9 protein-coding genes and 1 tRNA gene are annotated in these 18158 nt (G+C 35.9%); 5 read left to right on the top strand and 5 right to left on the bottom strand.

Translation table 11 applies throughout. The features are described from left to right. Nucleotides 1-42 precede the first annotated feature (42 nt). A complete protein-coding gene (locus H4J75_RS01820) occupies nucleotides 43-2802 on the top strand; it encodes a choice-of-anchor B family protein (protein ID WP_182221180.1) in 2760 nt (919 codons plus the stop codon). A gap of 164 nt (nucleotides 2803-2966) precedes the next feature. Beyond that, nucleotides 2967-3043 (top strand) — tRNA-Ile (locus H4J75_RS01825). A 635-nt stretch (nucleotides 3044-3678) separates the two neighbouring features. Here H4J75_RS01825 and H4J75_RS01830 read toward each other — a convergent pair. The 5 genes from H4J75_RS01830 to H4J75_RS01850 all read right to left on the bottom strand — a co-directional run bounded on the left by H4J75_RS01830 (nucleotide 3679) and on the right by H4J75_RS01850 (nucleotide 15035). Then, the gene (locus H4J75_RS01830; protein WP_182221181.1) at nucleotides 3679-4356 is read right to left on the bottom strand and encodes a hypothetical protein; all 678 of its coding nucleotides are present in this window, start codon (nucleotides 4354-4356) and stop codon (nucleotides 3679-3681) included. Nucleotides 4357-4597: 241 nt separating this feature from the next. Next, nucleotides 4598-6958, bottom strand: coding sequence for a PKD domain-containing protein (locus tag H4J75_RS01835; protein ID WP_182221182.1), 2361 nt, complete (start codon nucleotides 6956-6958; stop codon nucleotides 4598-4600). Between the two features lie 146 nt (nucleotides 6959-7104). Further along, nucleotides 7105-13137, bottom strand: coding sequence for a right-handed parallel beta-helix repeat-containing protein (locus H4J75_RS01840; protein WP_182221183.1), 6033 nt, complete (start codon nucleotides 13135-13137; stop codon nucleotides 7105-7107). Nucleotides 13138-13172: 35 nt separating this feature from the next. Next, entirely contained in the window at nucleotides 13173-13835 is a 663-nt protein-coding gene (locus H4J75_RS01845) for a hypothetical protein (protein ID WP_182221184.1), read from the bottom strand. 345 nt (nucleotides 13836-14180) lie between these two features. After that, a complete protein-coding gene (locus H4J75_RS01850; RefSeq protein ID WP_182221185.1) occupies nucleotides 14181-15035 on the bottom strand; it encodes a helix-turn-helix domain-containing protein in 855 nt (284 codons plus the stop codon). A 639-nt stretch (nucleotides 15036-15674) separates the two neighbouring features. Here H4J75_RS01850 and H4J75_RS01855 point away from each other — a divergent pair. From H4J75_RS01855 to H4J75_RS01865, 3 genes are all read left to right on the top strand, one after another. Further along, on the top strand, nucleotides 15675-16031 hold the full coding sequence (locus tag H4J75_RS01855; RefSeq protein ID WP_182218045.1) for a hypothetical protein: 357 nt from the start codon (nucleotides 15675-15677) through the stop codon (nucleotides 16029-16031). 305 nt (nucleotides 16032-16336) lie between these two features. Beyond that, a complete protein-coding gene (locus H4J75_RS01860) occupies nucleotides 16337-16732 on the top strand; it encodes a universal stress protein (RefSeq protein WP_182218047.1) in 396 nt (131 codons plus the stop codon). A gap of 556 nt (nucleotides 16733-17288) precedes the next feature. Then, nucleotides 17289-18149 carry a sensor domain-containing diguanylate cyclase gene (locus H4J75_RS01865; protein ID WP_182221186.1) on the top strand — a complete coding sequence of 287 codons (861 nt, stop codon included), beginning with the start codon at nucleotides 17289-17291 and terminating at the stop codon, nucleotides 18147-18149. Nucleotides 18150-18158: the final 9 nt, after the last annotated feature.

Consider the following 18158-nt stretch of genomic DNA (forward strand, 5'->3'; position numbering starts at 1 on the left):
AGCCATCAAATATTGAGCAGCTAAATAAAAAACGAGCACATTATGGCTAAAATATCATTACCTCTTGGCATTGCAATTATTTCAATATCTTATTTTTTACTCTCTTCAAATACATTTGCTCATTCAGAGCATGATAAGTCGAGGTTTGTTGCTGTTAATGGCGTAGATAAAGACCGCTGTGATAATGTTCTTAGACCCTGTAAAACAATTGCCTATGCGGTTAGCCAAGCAAACAAAGGTGATAACGTACTTGTTGCTTCAGGCGACTTTACAATCACTTCAAGCGAAGAATTATTTTATTTAAAAAGCGCTCTTGTCTCAGTCGTCGGAGGCTATAATCAATTTGATCATTACCAATCACAAAGCCCTCAGTCAAATGTTACCACTTTACATAATATTCCAATTGAAATGGTTGATGAGCTTCGCAGCAACGGTTTTAGCGTTATTGCAGATGGTAAAGCCTTTGCTAAAGATAAAGATTTAAAACAAAAACTTGCAAGTTATTATCAACTCAGTGAAAGCCAAGCAAATGAACCTTGTGTTAATGGCAAAGCTGATATTTTTGACTGCAATAACATTGATTTACTCGCTCATTTCCCATTAACTGCAATGTCGAGTGATCCTGTTGAAGGCAACGATATTTGGGGCCATGTAGATTTAAATACGGGTAATGAATTTGCTATTATGGGCGTAAAAAATGGCGTTGTTGTGGTTAATGTTACAAACCCAACCACTCCTGTTGAAGTGGGTACAATAGCTGGAGTAACGTCAACATGGCGAGATGTAAAAGTTTACCAATACTTTGATGAAAATATCAATTTATGGCAAGCCTATGCTTATGTTACAACCGAAGGTGTTCGAAATGGTCCAACAGATTATGTGACTATTATTGACCTTAACAATCTTCCTCATTCAATAACATTAGTTGAAAAGAATAAAGTCGTCAGTAGAGCCCATAATGTTTATATCACTAATGTTGATCATACCCTTAATATAACGCTTCCAGATCAAACAGCTTCACTGCAACTTATTGGCACAAACAGTAGGGGTGGAGCTTTCCAAAGCTATTCATTAGAAAACCCAAAAACATTAGTCAACGTTACTGCTAACAATTTTGGTAATGGCTACACCCATGATGGGGCTTCTCTTGTTATAGATGATCAACGTTCAGTTAATGATTGTGGTTTAACGTCAGGTAGCTGTACTGTTTTCATTGATTTTAATGAAGACGTCATGAAGTTATGGAATATCACCGATCCAAATAACTCAACTCAGTTAGGTGCGGCTGAATATAACGACGTAGCTCCGAACAATAAATATGTACATTCTGGTTGGGGCACTGAAGATAAGCAGTTCATTTTATTACATGATGAATTTGATGAATTTCGTGGTGGATTAAACACCACTGTTAGAATATTTTCAATTGGGGACCTAACGAACCCAACACAGGTTGGCCAATGGACAGGTCCTACACAAGCGATTGATCATAATGGTTTTGTTCGAGGTAATAGATACTATATGTCTAACTACGAACGTGGCTTAACCATTTTAGACATTACTGATCCAACAACGCCTACTGAAGTTGGGTTCTTTGATACTTTCACACCGAGTAACTCAGCAAGCTTTAATGGTGCATGGGGCGTTTATCCATTTTTACCGTCAGGAAATATTCTCGTTAGCGATATTAACAGTGGTCTGTATGTACTAAAAGATAACGCAAAAGCTTCAACGAAAGGAATGTTCAGCTTTACCAGTAAAAGCACAGAAACCGCTCAAGGAACAACTCTCAACCTCATTGTGCAACGTAATGGTTCAGACATTACAGAAAGTACTGCGGTAAGTTACCAAGTAATTCAAGGTAGCGCCAAAAAAGGCACTGACTTTGATGTAGAAAACAACACACTCACTTGGGCTGCAAACGATAATACCAATAAGACAATAAGTATTGATATTGCAGATGACCTAACAAATACCGAATTGTCAGAGTCTTTTTTTATACGTTTATATAATCCAACAAATGGTGCAACACTTGGCTCAAACAGTTACAACACTATCAATATTACTGGGTTAATAGACAAAGGAACGGGAAGCTTTGAATTCGACGAGCAAACAATCGCAGAGAATGTTGATGAATACACCGTAAATGTTAACCGAATGGGAAGCACATCGGGCAGTATCTCATTCCAGTATCAACTGACTTCAGGGCAAGCGATTATTGGTAGCGATATCATTGATGCATCGGGGCAAGTATCTTGGGGCGAAGGTGAAAGTGATACTAAAAAAATTATATTAACTATTATTGATGATATTGAAGAAGAAGAAAATGAAACGTTCACCTTAACGTTATCAAGCATCGATAATAGTCGGTTAGGTAATAATGCAGAGATTATATTCACTATTGCTGATGATGATCAAAATACAGCACCTGTGGTTACCCTAAGAGAAAATTTTGAAGTAAATACTAATCAAGGTGTAACGTTAACGGCTCAAGCCATCGATGCAGAAAGCGACAGTATGACCTACTTATGGGAGCAAACAGCAGGTTCAGCGGTATCAATAACTAACGCTGATATGTTATCAGCTAGCTTTACAGCACCAAATAACGCTACCTCGTTAACATTTAAACTTACCGCTACTGATTTCAGAGGTGCATCAAGTACAGGAAGTGTTATTGTTTCAGTAGTCGCGCCCGTTGTAGTAACACCAACCCCCAAGACAAAAAGTAGCGGCGGTACAATATTATGGTTAACAATCCTTTCATTATCTTTATTAACCAAGAGAAAAGTCATTATCAATAAATAGTATCTAGGCAATAGTGATATAAAATCACCCGTATTGCCTAACAATTAAGCGAACAATGTAAAATTTAGCATTTTTTAAAAATACGCTAGTGACAACAAAATAAAAAATGCTTATACTTCACGCCGCTTTAAGTTGAAGTCTCAATTTAAAGCGGATAAAAAGATGGCCCCTTAGCTCAGTTGGTTAGAGCATTCGACTCATAATCGACAGGTCCCCTGTTCAAGTCAGGGAGGGGCCACCACTTCTACTAGTACACACCAGGTTAATAACAAACAAAATAAATTATCTAAATAAGCTCTAGTTAGCATTTACTTGTTTTTTCTTAGATATATTTCCATAAAGATTATTAATAATCCTTTTTTAAGTAAAACACTCCTAAAAATCTTAACAATTTTTAACACTATAAAATCTTTTAATAAGCCTAATAAGTATTATCAAGGGTTAAGTTAATAAAACACAGTTTCATGGTCCGGTTGGCCACAAGATGCTTTAAGTGATTACTGCGAACAGCAACAGTTAAAGCGAAGAAAAATCTTAAGCCATTACAATAAACTCTTTGCTTGAATTCACTTCACTCATTAAAACAGCCATAAATTTAATTCGTTAATTCTGGAGGATGACGCTTGTTGATAAATAAGTACTTTAGGAATTAATTAGCTGAAAATTTTTTTTATCGCCATCGTATCTTATCAAAAGCCCTCTTTAATGATGACGACTGACGAGATGTTGAAACATCGAGGCTATTTTATTTAGAGCCAGTGTCACTTAAATATTTTTCTGTCTTGTTGATAGCCTGCCTTTCCTAAACGCTATATGGGCATTCACGATAGGCAGTTACATAGATATTGTTAAGGACCTAAGAGTCACTACAGACTCTTATTTTTTACTACGTCTCATTCTTAAAAGAAATGGGAATGCGGCTAGTAGCGCAATCCCCATACCTGTTGGTTCACTCACTGACATCGGGGGTGAAATACCTCTTACTAGTGCAACACCGAACTCTGGTGACATAGAGTCAAACTGTGACGTTCTCAGAGAATAATCCCTGACATATCCCCATGCCGAATTATAAGGAGTGTAATTCTCTACTTGGTATTCACTTCTGACCGTGGCTGCAAACAGCTTAGTACCAGCTGCATTATAAGACCATGCAGCGCTTGTGCTCAAATTATTAACAAAACTATCACTTTGAAATGTCGATCCGAATATTGTAGTAAAAGTAACGGCCAATTCATCAGTAATGGCCAATTTATCCCCCTCACCTGTATCCTCATTAAACTGAGTTGAACCAAAAAAATCATTAAATGCTACAGACAATAAGTCAGATTTTGCTATATACCAACCATCTTTTAATACTAAATCAGAATTAAGTACCTGCTCGATAGACATTTCATCTGTTAAAGACCAGCTTAACCATTCTTTATTCGAAAGGGTTTTATTTGCCCCCGTATAATTGACAATGGTTCCGTCTGTTTTCCAGCTATTATGAGTAATAATACCCGCATTTGAAAATACCGAAAAACCAACTAACATTATTGCCACTAAATATTTCATTTATAAACTCTCTTTTAATTATTATTTTATATATTATTCTAAATTTATCGTAGATATGATCCACTTGAAAAAACTGAAGATTTGAAAATAAGCTCCTAGGTGAAGTTCCCTATACGCTTACAATACAGTTATCTACAACCACTAAACCTTCTTGATATTGGGTTGGTAATAGGACAGAGAATATTAAGTCACTAGGCTGAAATTACATTGATATTTTATTAAAAGACCATCAACATTTTAATTATTGTGAAAAAGTATTCGTTGCCTGAACACCGTAAGAATATCCCGCAACACCATTTAATTGGAAAAATCCTCCCGTCAAACTCCCCCCTAAACTCATGTCGATTTTAAAATACATAAGGGAATTAGGGGCAACAACCTGAGACGTTGGATTAATGTTGTGTGGCTGTATAATACCCCCGTTGGCTAACTCAATACCAACCTGAGTAATTATTATAGATTCGTCGGGATGATTATTAGTTATTTTAACTCCTACAGGGTTACCTGCATTTCCATAAGGGACACAATTACTGAATGTCCAATAATACCCTCCAAAAGTTCCAGAGCCTGATATCCCACACATAGATACAGTTACGCCAGGTGTAACTGGTGCATAGGTAATGGTATAGTCTTCTAATACACTAATAATCATAGTATCTATACTTTCTAAAATACCATCTGAAACCTTTAATTCTATCGTATAAGTGCCCAAAGTATCTGGTGTTAATAAAGATACTAAGTCAGTATCATTATTCAAAGTTGTTACACTTCCATTAGGTTTGTTTAATAAAGTCCATTGATAGCTCAGTTCATCACCATTAATGTCACTACTCAACGCCCCATTTATTGCAATACCATAGTTGAGAACTGTCGTTTTATCTATTCCTGCATTGGCGATTGGCGCTGTATTAGAGTGATCAACCTCATCTTCTAACATTGGATCAAATAAAAATAAATGTGACTTATCTGGGGTATCGTTAGCATCAACAAATACATCATTTAGTTCAGATAACGCTTTTCCTCCCCAATAATTATTACGCAGATCTATATCGGTCTCAGTAAATGAGTCATTGTTGTAAGTGATGGAGTCATTAGCTGCATCAAATATATTGTTATATTCAATAGTTGGTTTGGCATTTAGAAATCCAGATCCAAACATGTAGTTGCTCACGTACATACATGAACTTAACCCTTCACAGTAAATATCATTATGTTTAATTATTGTTCCATCAGGTTTTGTGCTCACCCCCTTATTAAATACATTGTATATTACAGTTCCTTTATCTGATTGCTTAAAATGGCTATCGAAAGTCGAATAGCTGATGTTTGTGATTCCGTCGTCGTTAAGAATTGTTGCTTCATTAAGAAAATCTACATAAGAGGCGTTTACACTGATTGTAGAATTCGTTGTAAAAAAGTCATTTTCGAAAACAACATTACTAACTGATATCCGATTCGTTTCTGATCCTAATATATTGACATCACCCCACATCAATATTCTCTTAGAAGAACCATCAATTGATGACAAACTAGCACCTTCCTCTAACTTCAATGTGGCATCATTCCATATATTTACGTCTTGGCATACAACCTGAGATTCGTCACTCGATATTACATACTCAATCGATTTAATGTCTTTAGGCAGCGCCTTATTAACAACTAACACTTCATTAGTCAAAGCAGTTAGACCATTAGTAAAAATAGTTGTAGCTGAAAGTGAATAGCCACCTGAATCTGGGATAGTTATTGTAATGCTACTTTCAATAGCATCACCTTCCACTATTAATTCACTAGTATCACTTAAAACCTGCCAACTTATAGAATCGATACCTACAGCATATGTATCAATTATTTCTGTATTAAATTCGCAACCATTGCCAATGGCTGCAGGTAAATTAAAAATTACATCGTAGGGTTTAATCGTGATATCAATTGAATCAGTCGTAAATGAATTATCTCCGCCATAGTTGTCATTAACCGTAATTTCAAAAGACATTATTTCTTCTTGATTTATATCAAAACTTTGAAAAGAAGCATTCAATGAATCTGAATTCTCAATGGTGACGCTAATTCCTGACGTTTGTACCCAATTGTAAGTCAAATTACTACTATCTATATCATTCGCCGTTGCGATTAAAGCAACATTATCCCCTTCCATAGCCTCAATATTTTCCCCCGCAAAAACTATTGGTGCTGCATTTAAATGAGTCAAATTAACGGCTATAGAGTCAGTCCCTTTACTCCCATCATCATCTGTAACAGTTAAGCTAAAAATCAAAGTTTCATCATTAACAATATCTGGGGCTGTAAAGCTGACACTTGATGCATTCGGATCTGACAAGATAACAGAAGTTCCCGCGGATTGAGTCCAACTATAGCTAGAAATACTGCCATCTGAATCAGTGCCATTACCTTGTAAAGTTACTACTTCTTGCTCTTCAACTGTTATATCAATCCCTGCGTCAGCAATAGGTAAAATATTTGTTGGGAGCTTGGAGCTGCTACTTTCTCCTCCACCGCCGCCACATGCTGCCAGCGCAAAAATTAATAACGATTGAGTTAAGGTTTTTTTAAATAATGTATGTGAATTATGTTCGGGCAAAATTAGAGTCCTTCTAATAAATTTATGTAACAATACGAAAGCTTATAAAAATGAATGGACTAAGTTATAGGTAAAGTACACTGCAAGCGTCAAAATCAATAAAAAAATAGTAGTGACATATAAAGATATATATCACTGCCTATAAATTAAGCTGCTTGTTTTAGATGTCGACCTCTAAATAAACTAAAGACAAGAAGAACTAGCACCCAGCTCATAGAGCCACCACCTCCACCACTTTCTTTTGGTGGCGTCACTGAAGGAGTAACAGTAGCTACATTCTTAACAGTCACAGTCGTCGTTTTAGATATAGCATCAATACCATCTGACACCGTTACTTTGAACTCAAAGCTCTGATCACTTGAAACTGCTGGTGCAGTGAAAGTCACCGATGCGCTTGAAGCACCAGAAAGCGTTACTGCAGGGCCTACGGTTTGCTCCCATTGATAATTTAGCACGTCATTATCTTCGTCAGCACCTGTTGCCGTTAACAAGATAGTAGTACCTTCATCATAAGATGAAGCATGACTATCAATTGAAACCATTGGTGCAACATTCACTTGAAGTACTAATACGTTAACTTCGGTTGCAGAGGTGTCTTGACCATCATTAACAGTGAGCTCGAAAGTTAAAAACTCATCGTTACCAACCTGTGGTGCTGTGAAGCTTAAGGTTGCCGTATCTTGCCCTGAGAGCTCAACTGTTGGGCCTGTTAACTGTACCCATAAATAGGTTAATGCGTCATTTTCTGCATCGTTAGTCGCTGATGCATCAAAGGTAACAACACTGCCTTCATTTGCTGTTTCATCAGTATTAACAACAATAACTGGTGCTTGGTTGGTGAATTGTGACGTTAGCGCTCCAGGGTCTTTAACCATACCATTAGCAAGACCATCAGCATCATTCTCTCCACCATCTTTGATGAGTAGTTGAATACAGTTGTTGCCAGCAGTTAGACCTTGTTGATACTGGGTTGATAATGGGTAAGGACAGTTACCGTCTTCATCAGTTGAAGCCGAATAAACACCATTGTTACTATCAACCACAAAATCAAACCAACCTTTACTGTTGCTATGCTTTCTATAGATACTACCTTCAAGTATTGTTTTTCCATTTGCTAAAGGAATGACAATAGGCACAGATTGACCAGCCTCAGTCAAGCCTGAAACATTAAAGTTAGTGATAGTCGATAACGTAGTAAAGTGCTCATCGGAAGTAATATCGTTAACATTAACTGTTGCATTAGCTGCTGTTGCGCCACCTGACATTGTAACTATATCGCCAAGGCTTAAACTTAAACCATTCAAGGTTTGCATTGCTGCTGTTGAGTCATCAATCGGTAAACGACTTGGATTATCGTCAGTATCTAAGTAGTCAGATATGCCATCATTATCACTATCACTATAGCCTTCATCGGCATCTGAAATTCCATCATTATCACTATCGGTATTTATATCTAATGGTGGAAGTGAGGCATCAACAACGATATTTTTATCAACAGAAATACTATATAGCTCGCTAGTATTATTTTCACTTACATTCACGGTTAATTCATAAGTGTTTGACGTTAAGCCCTCAGGTGAGAACTCAAAAGTAGACATTAAGCTATCAGTATTTAAATCAACCAGAGTATTGTTCAATGAACTCCAAGTAATATCGTGTATATCATTTACATTAATATCATGAACAAAAGCAGTCACCGTGACAATGCCACCTTGACCATCAACAACACTGATTTTTTCATCATTTTGTTGAGTCACTAATATTAGTGTGGGTGTAAAGTTAGTTTGATCTACCGTTAATTGAATAGACGTTACAAAACCTAATACTGCATTTTTAGCCGATGTTATAGCAACAGAATAAACATCACCATTAAGTGCGTCACTGGGTATTTCAATGGTAATAACACCTGAAATATTTTCGGAAATTGTAAGTTCATTTGTTGCAATGATTGAACCAGACTGCATCAGTGTATAAGTTACTCCAACAGGATAAACCGCAGCATTACCTGAAAGCGTTACAGGTAATACAACCGTAGCGCCTGGCTCAACCTTTCTGCTTTGGCTTAATTCTACAAGCGGATTAATATGTACTTCTACCTCTGTTTCAGCAATATTACCTGAGCTATCAGTTGCCGATACTGGCACAAAATGAGCACCAGAACGATAAAGCGTATCACCAATAACAACTGCATTAATGTTTCCATCAACTAAGTCATAAGCCTGAACATTGTTTATCTCGTCTGAAACATCACTAAGAATACCCATTGCACTCAGCGTTTGTATTTGAAGATCATCAAACATCGCAGCGGTTGTATCAACAATATGTACTAGCTGCACTGCTGCTTTAACATTTCCAGCAAAATCCGTTGCCGTCCATGTTACCTCGTGTGTGCCCAATGGCAGTGCATCGCTATAGTCAGACACAACAGTGGGAGCATTGAGGTTATTATCTGTGACTTCTGGCACAACTAATTCTAAATCAGTAGTAGTCCCTGTTGCTTCAAAGGTAACATCAACAAGTTCAGAGAAAACAGGTGATACATTATCACCAATAGAATCATCTAAAGGAGCACTATCGTCTTCGTCAATAATTCCATCGTTATCATCATCGGTATCTGCATTGTTACCTATGCTATCACCATCTGTATCTAATGATTCCGTAGCGTCTAATGGGAAAGCATCGTCAACATCTAAAACAAGATCATTGTCATCATCAGTATCTAAAATATCCGAAATGAAATCGCCATCATTGTCACTAGGTATAGAATCTCCTGATAAACTATCCGTTTCATTGGCTAATTCATCAATATCAGAATAACCATCGTTATCGTCGTCTAAATCAAGCGTTAATCCAGAACTAACAATACAAGCATCATCACAACTTTCATGAAAGCTATCAGGTAAACCATCTAAATCAGTATCAACACTTGCTGCGGCATTTGTAGAAAACGCATCATTTAAATCTATTACACCATCGTTATCGTCATCGGTATCAAATACATCTAATAGGGTATCTAAATCTGTATCTACAATTGAACGACGAAGCGAGCTAGTATCTGATTCTAATTCACCAATTTGCTGAAATAATATAGTCCCGTTGATGTTAACCATTGAAATGAATTCGCTGGTATGAACTAACTCTTCATCAAATGAAGCTTCTTCCTGCAAACTAATAGCGAAACTATCAACTGCTGACCAATCAGAGCTCACTTCTATATTTGAAGAGACTACGAACGGCTCACTTTGTTCTACAGGCTCTAATTCATTTTTATAGTAAGCCAAGTAACCGACTTTCTCTGCGTATTCACCTACCGTATTGCTCTCTTGTTCAGCTAACTTAGCCGAAAAGCCTGAACTAGTTATATTATCAGCAAGTAAATTAAAGACTTTACTCGTCTCATTACTTTGGCTTGTTAAAATGACGGTTGGTGATGCTGCAAATGAACTTTCAAATGTAGTTTCTTGCCATTGCTGAGTTGAAGACAGTTGAAGTTCACCGACCTCTAACTCGTCACCATTGCTTAATAAGTACCTACCTTTGGTCAATGCAACATAAGGAACTGATTCTGCATCATGATTACCATCAAGGTATTCCCACTCTTTAAATGAAGCGGTGACTTCGGTTGATGTGACACTTGACACTTTTGCAACGCCTGAACCACTATCTTTATAGCTAGGAGCACTTAATAAAATAATTGGCTCAGAAATTTCAGCTAAGAATGATTGACTTGTTTCTTGACCACTAATCAACAATTCACCACTTCGACTAGCATTTTGCGCATCAATATCATCAATATAAAAACGCTTAGTAGTAACAGCTTCTTTATGACCTGCTACATCAATAGAGAAAAATTTAACAACAGCACTTTCATTAAGCGTTATTGCACCTTCATATAACACGGAACCAGTTGTAGGTTCGCTATTATCAATAGTGTAGTAAGTTGCGGTACATCCTGAGCTAACACCACCAATATCATCATTACACGACAAGGTGATTTCAAAAGATAATGAAGAAATTATACTTGTATTAGAAAGGGTCGTTAACGGCGGTGTTTGATCTTGAATTGAGAAGCTCAACCAGCCTGCATAATTAACCTTACCTGCATTACCGTCATTATTGCCATCGTAGATAAAGCTCAGTGCTTGAGGATTAGTGCCTGCATTTATCTCAGCACTGTCATCCACACCCCACCAGTTATTCTTGGCATCAATCGCAAAGCTCGTATGGTTTTCTAATGCATAACCCGTATTACCAACAATATCATTGTTGCTAACCACAGGTTTGGCATAACCATTAACGCTGATGCCATAACCTTGATTATTGGTGATTAAATTATCGGTTAAGGCAAAGTCACCATTACCATTTACATCATCATAATTTACATAAATACCTGAGCCATTATTATTAATAGTATTACCAACAATAGAAGGGACTGCTTTACCTGATACATACAAGCCTATGTTGTCATTTCCGGTTATCTCATTATCATGAATAGAAGGTTGAGTATTGTTTTCAGATGTATTTAAGTAAACTCCATACCCTGAATTGTTACGCACCTTATTCCTATTTATCATTGGGTCGGCACTACTATAGCTATTAATATAAACCCCGTAATAGCCATTGTTATCAATTACGTTATCTTCAATTATAATACTATCCGTATCCCACTCTCCGTGAGTATAAGTAAGATTAAGCTCTAAACCATAACCTGTATTTTCAGTTACTGTATTACCCGTAAAAACAAAGTCATCTTGAATCAAATAAGTTAATACACTTCCTTGGTTATTTCTTATTTCATTATCGGTCAATGAAACACTAATTTCCCAATTAAAACTCATTAACTGCCCGTTACCGCTAATCACATTATTATCAATCGTCCAATTGGCATGGTTGTTATCAGAATGAACTGCATAGCTACTATTATCTCGAATTGTATTGTTGCTAACGTTAAAAACACCATAATATGAATCTGACGATTTAATCCCCGTGCCATTATTAGATAATTCACTATTGTTTAGCGTAAAGGTTTTTCCATTCTGTATATTATATAAATTAATACCATAAGCGCTGTACTCAAGTGTGGTATAGGAAATACTTGCTGTACCTCTTTCTACGCGAATACCACCCCAATCACCCGTTGTAGGCTCTCGGTTACTACTGGTTAGCGTCACACCTTTAGATTCAGTACCAGCAACATTTAAGCTGCCCTTAATAATCAATTCACTGTCATAAGGGGCTTGCCCACCCACAGTATCATCGGTATTAGCGAGGAATAGAACAGTAACACCTGGCATAATCGTTAGTGTGGTATTGGCTGAAACCGTCACATCACCCGTGACCAAGTAAGGACTGTTATCTTCTGTCCAAACGGTATCTGCTAATAAGGTAGAGCCTTTAATCACAGTCGCAGCATAAAGTGCGGTGCTACGTACTTGCTCTGCATCGCCCCAATCACCACTGACATCTTCATAAAATACGGTAATTAAATCGCCCGATTGAACATCTAAAATGCCATCGGCGGCATTCGGTGTTCCTGCTTCATTTAACGCAATACTACTGGTGAAGATTCCGGTATTAACATCCGTTTCAGTCAAGGTAACAGTTTCGCCAACAATGGTGCCCGCGCTGGTTGAAAAGGTAATGGTATCGCCTACAGAAAAAGCAACACTGCCATTTTCTATTTTAAAACTTACTTCATTATTATCACTGGTATAACTAACAGACTCCCCTGTCATCATGTCTGTCATGAAGTAGTTTTGGCTTTGTAGCCCTGAGACACTGCCTGTAACTCTAAAGTATGAGGTGCCCATCGCCATATCTTGGCCCAACGATAAGATTGTCCAATCTTCGGTTTTTGTATCGTAAGAAGTTTTTAAAACAGTCAACGTGCCGTCGCCAACATTACTACTTGGCGCAACAGGTGTCGTCGCGCTAAACGGCGTACCTGTATCTTCGGTTTCTGAAGTGATTTTAACTGTTAACGTTTCTGCTACCGCAGGGTCTGCATTACCGTCACTATCGGCAACTTGAATGAAAGCACTTTCACCGTTTTGGTAAGTGGGTACAACAACACCCGATGAGTCTGTTAACGTCAGTTGCCCTGTTGTACTTGCTGTCACAGCCAGTGATATTAGAGAAAAAGTTAGTGCTAAAGATTTTTTATAGTATGCGTTCTTCATATTGTTATTCCATTTATTGAAGTTTGCTTATTAATTTATTTTTCTGACTTTTTTATCCAATCGACCATCACTGGTGATCTAGGAGGGGTATGCATCTTTGGAGGTTGATTATTTCTATTTGGTGAGATTTTTTCTTGTTGCCACTCGATCTTATTGCCTACAAGTAACTCATCTGAAACTCGCCCACTCTTAACAATAAGTTCGAGAATAGACTGATCTTGCTGAATGCTTAAAAAGGTATTTTCATTAACTGTTTTAATAGCGGTAATCACGCCAGTTTTAATTGAGTCATCTTTAATCGTTACCATGTATAGTCGCTCAAAACTTTTATTGAGCGCATGACTAAAATAGTTTTTGGCTAAACGAGGATTTTCCCAGAGAACAGCATTACCAACCAAAAGCTTGTTCGGTAGATTAGCGGTAGCTAAGGTTAATATTTTTCTTGAAGGTAATTCGACTTCTATAAAAGAATAACCGCCTCCCTTGTGAATAGATAATATCTTTCCTGTATTTTTAACAATACGTTCTGCAGGATGTTGGGTTGGTTGGGCTAATTTTTTACTTGTGGGTAATACAGACTGACTAACTTGAGAGTCTACATTTTTATCTTGTTCACTTGTAATCAAAAAAAAGCTTAAAACAATAATTCCAAGCATAATCAATAATAACAACTTACTATTAAAGTATTTTTTATTCATTCAAATTCCATTTACAACTACAAATCACATAAAATCTTTTATGTTTCTTGAAGCATCCTTATTTCCAATAAAATATAATAACAATAAGCTGAGAGCCTTTGATAGCCAAACGGGTATATTGACCAACTTTCGCATATAATCGACCCGTTTTAGCTAATGATAACGTCCAAGTTATCAGTAGTGTTTAGACTCGAAGTAGATGTTAAATTAGTTTTGGGATTTTATGGAAGTTATTTATTGTTAATACTCATTCATTGAAAGTACCTGAAAAACATTAATTCATTTAATAAATAGATTGTAATTTTAATAAATAACTTCAAACAATTGATTTTGACAAGAGATTTTTCACTGGTTTTTTATCGTAATTTGATACTTTTTGTATAATGTTGAAAAATTTCCTATGTGCTTAAAACCGACAGAATATGCAGTTTCTGTTAGTGTTTTATGAACCTTAGACTGAATTAATTCATGCGCTTTAGACAACCTTTTTTGGCGGATAAATACTGCTGCACTCTCCCCTATTTCGGCTTTTAATTTCCGCTGTAATGTTGAACGACTCATAAATAAATGTTCGGCCAAAGCGTTTACGTCAAAGTTATTGTCATTCATATTAACAAGTACAATATTTTCAACCTTTGCCATAAAGCTTGAATTGATATTTTTATTTGAGTGCTCTATTGTGAAATGCTCCCCTACATTCTCTTGGAGGTTTTTAAGTGTTGATAACTCTATACCCTCCTCATTAGTTACAGGTACTTCAATGGATATTACTAACAGGGTTTGATTTTGGCCACTTTCACTTTCGACAGGAATAATGGTTGAGTGAAAGCGTAATTCATTACCTTTGAGATCAACTATACTAGCTTCTTGTTTAACTATTTTATTAGTTGTTACAGCCCTATTTAAACTCTCAGTCATATCGTCACAGAATAATTGAGGATAAAAATCAAAAGGGTAAGCTTGCCCGTAAAAGTTATTAATATCATTAATACCGAGTGATTTAATTCCCGCAGGACTCATATATTTTAAATTAAAATCAGTGTCTAATATTTTGATGCAAATGGGAGCGTTATCAAGTAGGGCATTTGTTTGTCTTTGAGAAAGGCTTGACTGGAGTCCTGATGTTTTAGACTTTGATGCTGCTTTATCAAATAAATTTATTATCGATTTATGGTTATCGATTTGATCTGGTTTATACATTTTTATATATCCATATATATATTGAAAAATGTTTATAACATTAAATATCTAAATCTGTTAGTAATATTTACCATGTTTATGACTTTTTTTACACATGTTAACAACAGGTTACCTAAAGGTAAGAACTGAAAGACACTTTGACCTACTTGTGAAGCATGCTGCACCATTTGTGCTATTTTCATCAATTAGGCTCTTTAAACTCATCTTTTAGATTTTTATAGACCCATGACCGTTTACAACCTCTAGCTTTAGGTTTCTAATAAATCTATTAACGTTACTCACAAAGTGTTAATGAAGCGAATGACTAAGCGGTTTAGTTGTGTATAAAAATGCGTTTAGCTTTACAAATTTTGTATCTACACAACTAAGTAGATTATTTACTCTTTAACACTCCCTATTTTGTTACTCTAAAAAAGCCTTCTGCTGCTTCAGTTAAGCTAGAGAGGTTTTTATTCTCACGCCGGCTTATTGATTATCATGGTTAATAGTAAATTATTAGCAAAACTTTGTTTTAAGTACGTTCATATCAATAATAACTTGTTATTTTTAATGTAGTATAAGATCGGACTTGCTTACTAGGCTATGATCTTTCAAAGCCCTCTAAGAAATAAAAACAAATAGAATAGGGATAAATAAACAATGGTAAACATGTTAATTGCATATCAACTTGATGGCGGTGATGTTATCGAGATTAATCATCCAGAAGAGTTCGAGTTCAAAGATTTAGATGGAAATAGCTTAGGAAATGCTCAGATTATCAAGCGCCATAATAACGATCTGATATTAGCCGAAGCTGCATTTGTGATCTCAGCCGAACATGCAAAAGTTATGATACCAAGCGATGCGGCATTCATGGAATCCAAAGCAGGCGTAAAGCAACCTTTTGACTTTAACGGGCTCGTAAAAGGCTGTGGATTTGACTCTGTTAAATATAAATTTGATAAACAAGGTAATGAACCAACTGACTGGGTTATCGCCTATCCTCTACAGCACTAAGCCTAAAAAGGTCGCTAGTCATACCAGTGACCTTTGTTATAGCTTTGAATGGACCAGGTAATGAGATTATTTCAACATCAGGCTAAGCGTATATATCTGTTTCAGAACGACTAAATGTTGATTTAACTAGAGGGTTTAGTTATCAGGTTAAGAAACAGTCATATGTTAACTAAACTTAGTCATATTTTATTATATTTTTTTAACAAAACATAATCGATATGATCAAGAGAATAAGCTGTACTATTCGCCAACATATTGCATTTTAATCAATATGATATAAAACAAATTATTAATGGAGCTGTAATATGTATAAAACTATTATTTGCGCAATAGAAGCTAGTGATGAAGGACTGGAAGTACTTTCAAAAGCCCATGAGTTATCTCAACTATACCAAGCTAAATTGTTTGTTACTCATATCATCCCATATACATTGCTTCCTAAAGACTATCAAAAAGAATTAAAAGAAAGTGCATTACCTTCAATTGAATCAAAAGCCGCATCATTAGGTATATTAAAGAAAGATGTCTCGGTCACATTTGGGAAACCCTACGAGCAAATTTGCATACTTGCAGAAAGAAAAAAGGCAGACTTAATTATACTTGGTACCCACTCTAAAAAAGGCATTCATGCTTTGATTGGGTCAACAGCAAATGGTGTTGCCAATTATGCTAAATGTGATGTTTCACTTATTAAAATTTAAAGTGATTTTTTTGTTAAAAAATCTAAATGTGCTCTTTCAAATAAATAACTAATGCCGCCAACGTGGCATTAGTTATTATTAGAGCAATGAAGATTGCATTCTTGGGTTACTTACAATAGTCATATTAAGTGAAATTACTTTAATGACTCACTATCTTCTTCTAATAACAACGCTAATACCCTAGATATTAAAAGCTCATATACATGAGTATATTTTATAGTAAGTTTAGTTCCTTTAAACCAAACATGAATCGTCAATAACTGGCCTTAAAGTGTTATCTACATATTAATTTTTCGACATTTAATGAGATATTTCATCCATTCTAAAAACCGGATAAAAATCATCTTATCGCTTATAACGTTTCAGGATTATTGTCAGTTACGCGTTTTAGTCATAATGTATATTAGGAAGTGATCACCTTCTCATTCAATGTAGCTGTTGGATATTTAAGCTAAGAAAAATGAATAAATTTTATCAAACTAACATGACTAAAGCTCATTCGTAATATATTATTATTTTTAGGGAATCGTATATAAAAACGGCAGTTATAAGAATTATGGATTTAGATAAATTTAAACAAATTAATAAAGCATTCGATTACCTCTTTGATTCATTGGTGATCACTGACCTACAAGGCATTATTACTGACTGGAATAAAGGCTCTGAAAAATTATACGGCTATTCCAAAAAAGAGATCATTGGTCAGCCTGTTGATATTTTACATCTCCCCGAAGACACCGAACATATTACTTCAGAAGTTATCAGCGCTGTAGAGAAGTACGGAAAATGGACTGGTGAAGTTAGAATGCTCCATAAAGATGGTCATATTGGCTGGATTGAATCTATGTGTGTGCCACTTTTTGATGCTAATCATCAGCTCGTCGGCGCATTAGGTGTAAATCGAGATATATCAGACCGGGTAAAAGAGACTAAACGTCTTGAGCACCTAGCTCATTATGATCAACTGACAGAAATTCCAAATCGATACCTAGTGTTTGACCGAATTGATCACCTAATTGATCAGTCTGAACGTGATATGAGAACTTTTGCGTTGCTTTTTATTGATTTAGATAAATTTAAAATAATTAATGATACCAAGGGTCATGCGTTTGGTGATCAAGTGCTAGTAGAAGTATCTTTACGTCTTAAGCAGTCAATTCGTAATTCAGATACCGTTGCAAGAATTGGAGGTGACGAATTTGTTATTTTACTTGAGAATATGATTGATAAGTCTAATGTAGATTCTGTGATTAAGACTATTATGGATACGATTAGCAGACCCTTTAAGATTAACGATGAAAAGTTAACCGTGAGTTGTAGTATTGGTGTTTCAATTTATCCTGATGATGGTATTACCACCGATAGCTTAATCGCAACAGCAGATAAAGCGATGTATAACAACAAACATAAAAAATGACCTCAGCTG

Origin of the sequence: Colwellia sp. BRX10-1 (genome assembly GCF_014077545.1) — a bacterium.
Classification (GTDB): Bacteria; Pseudomonadota; Gammaproteobacteria; order Enterobacterales; family Alteromonadaceae; genus Colwellia_A.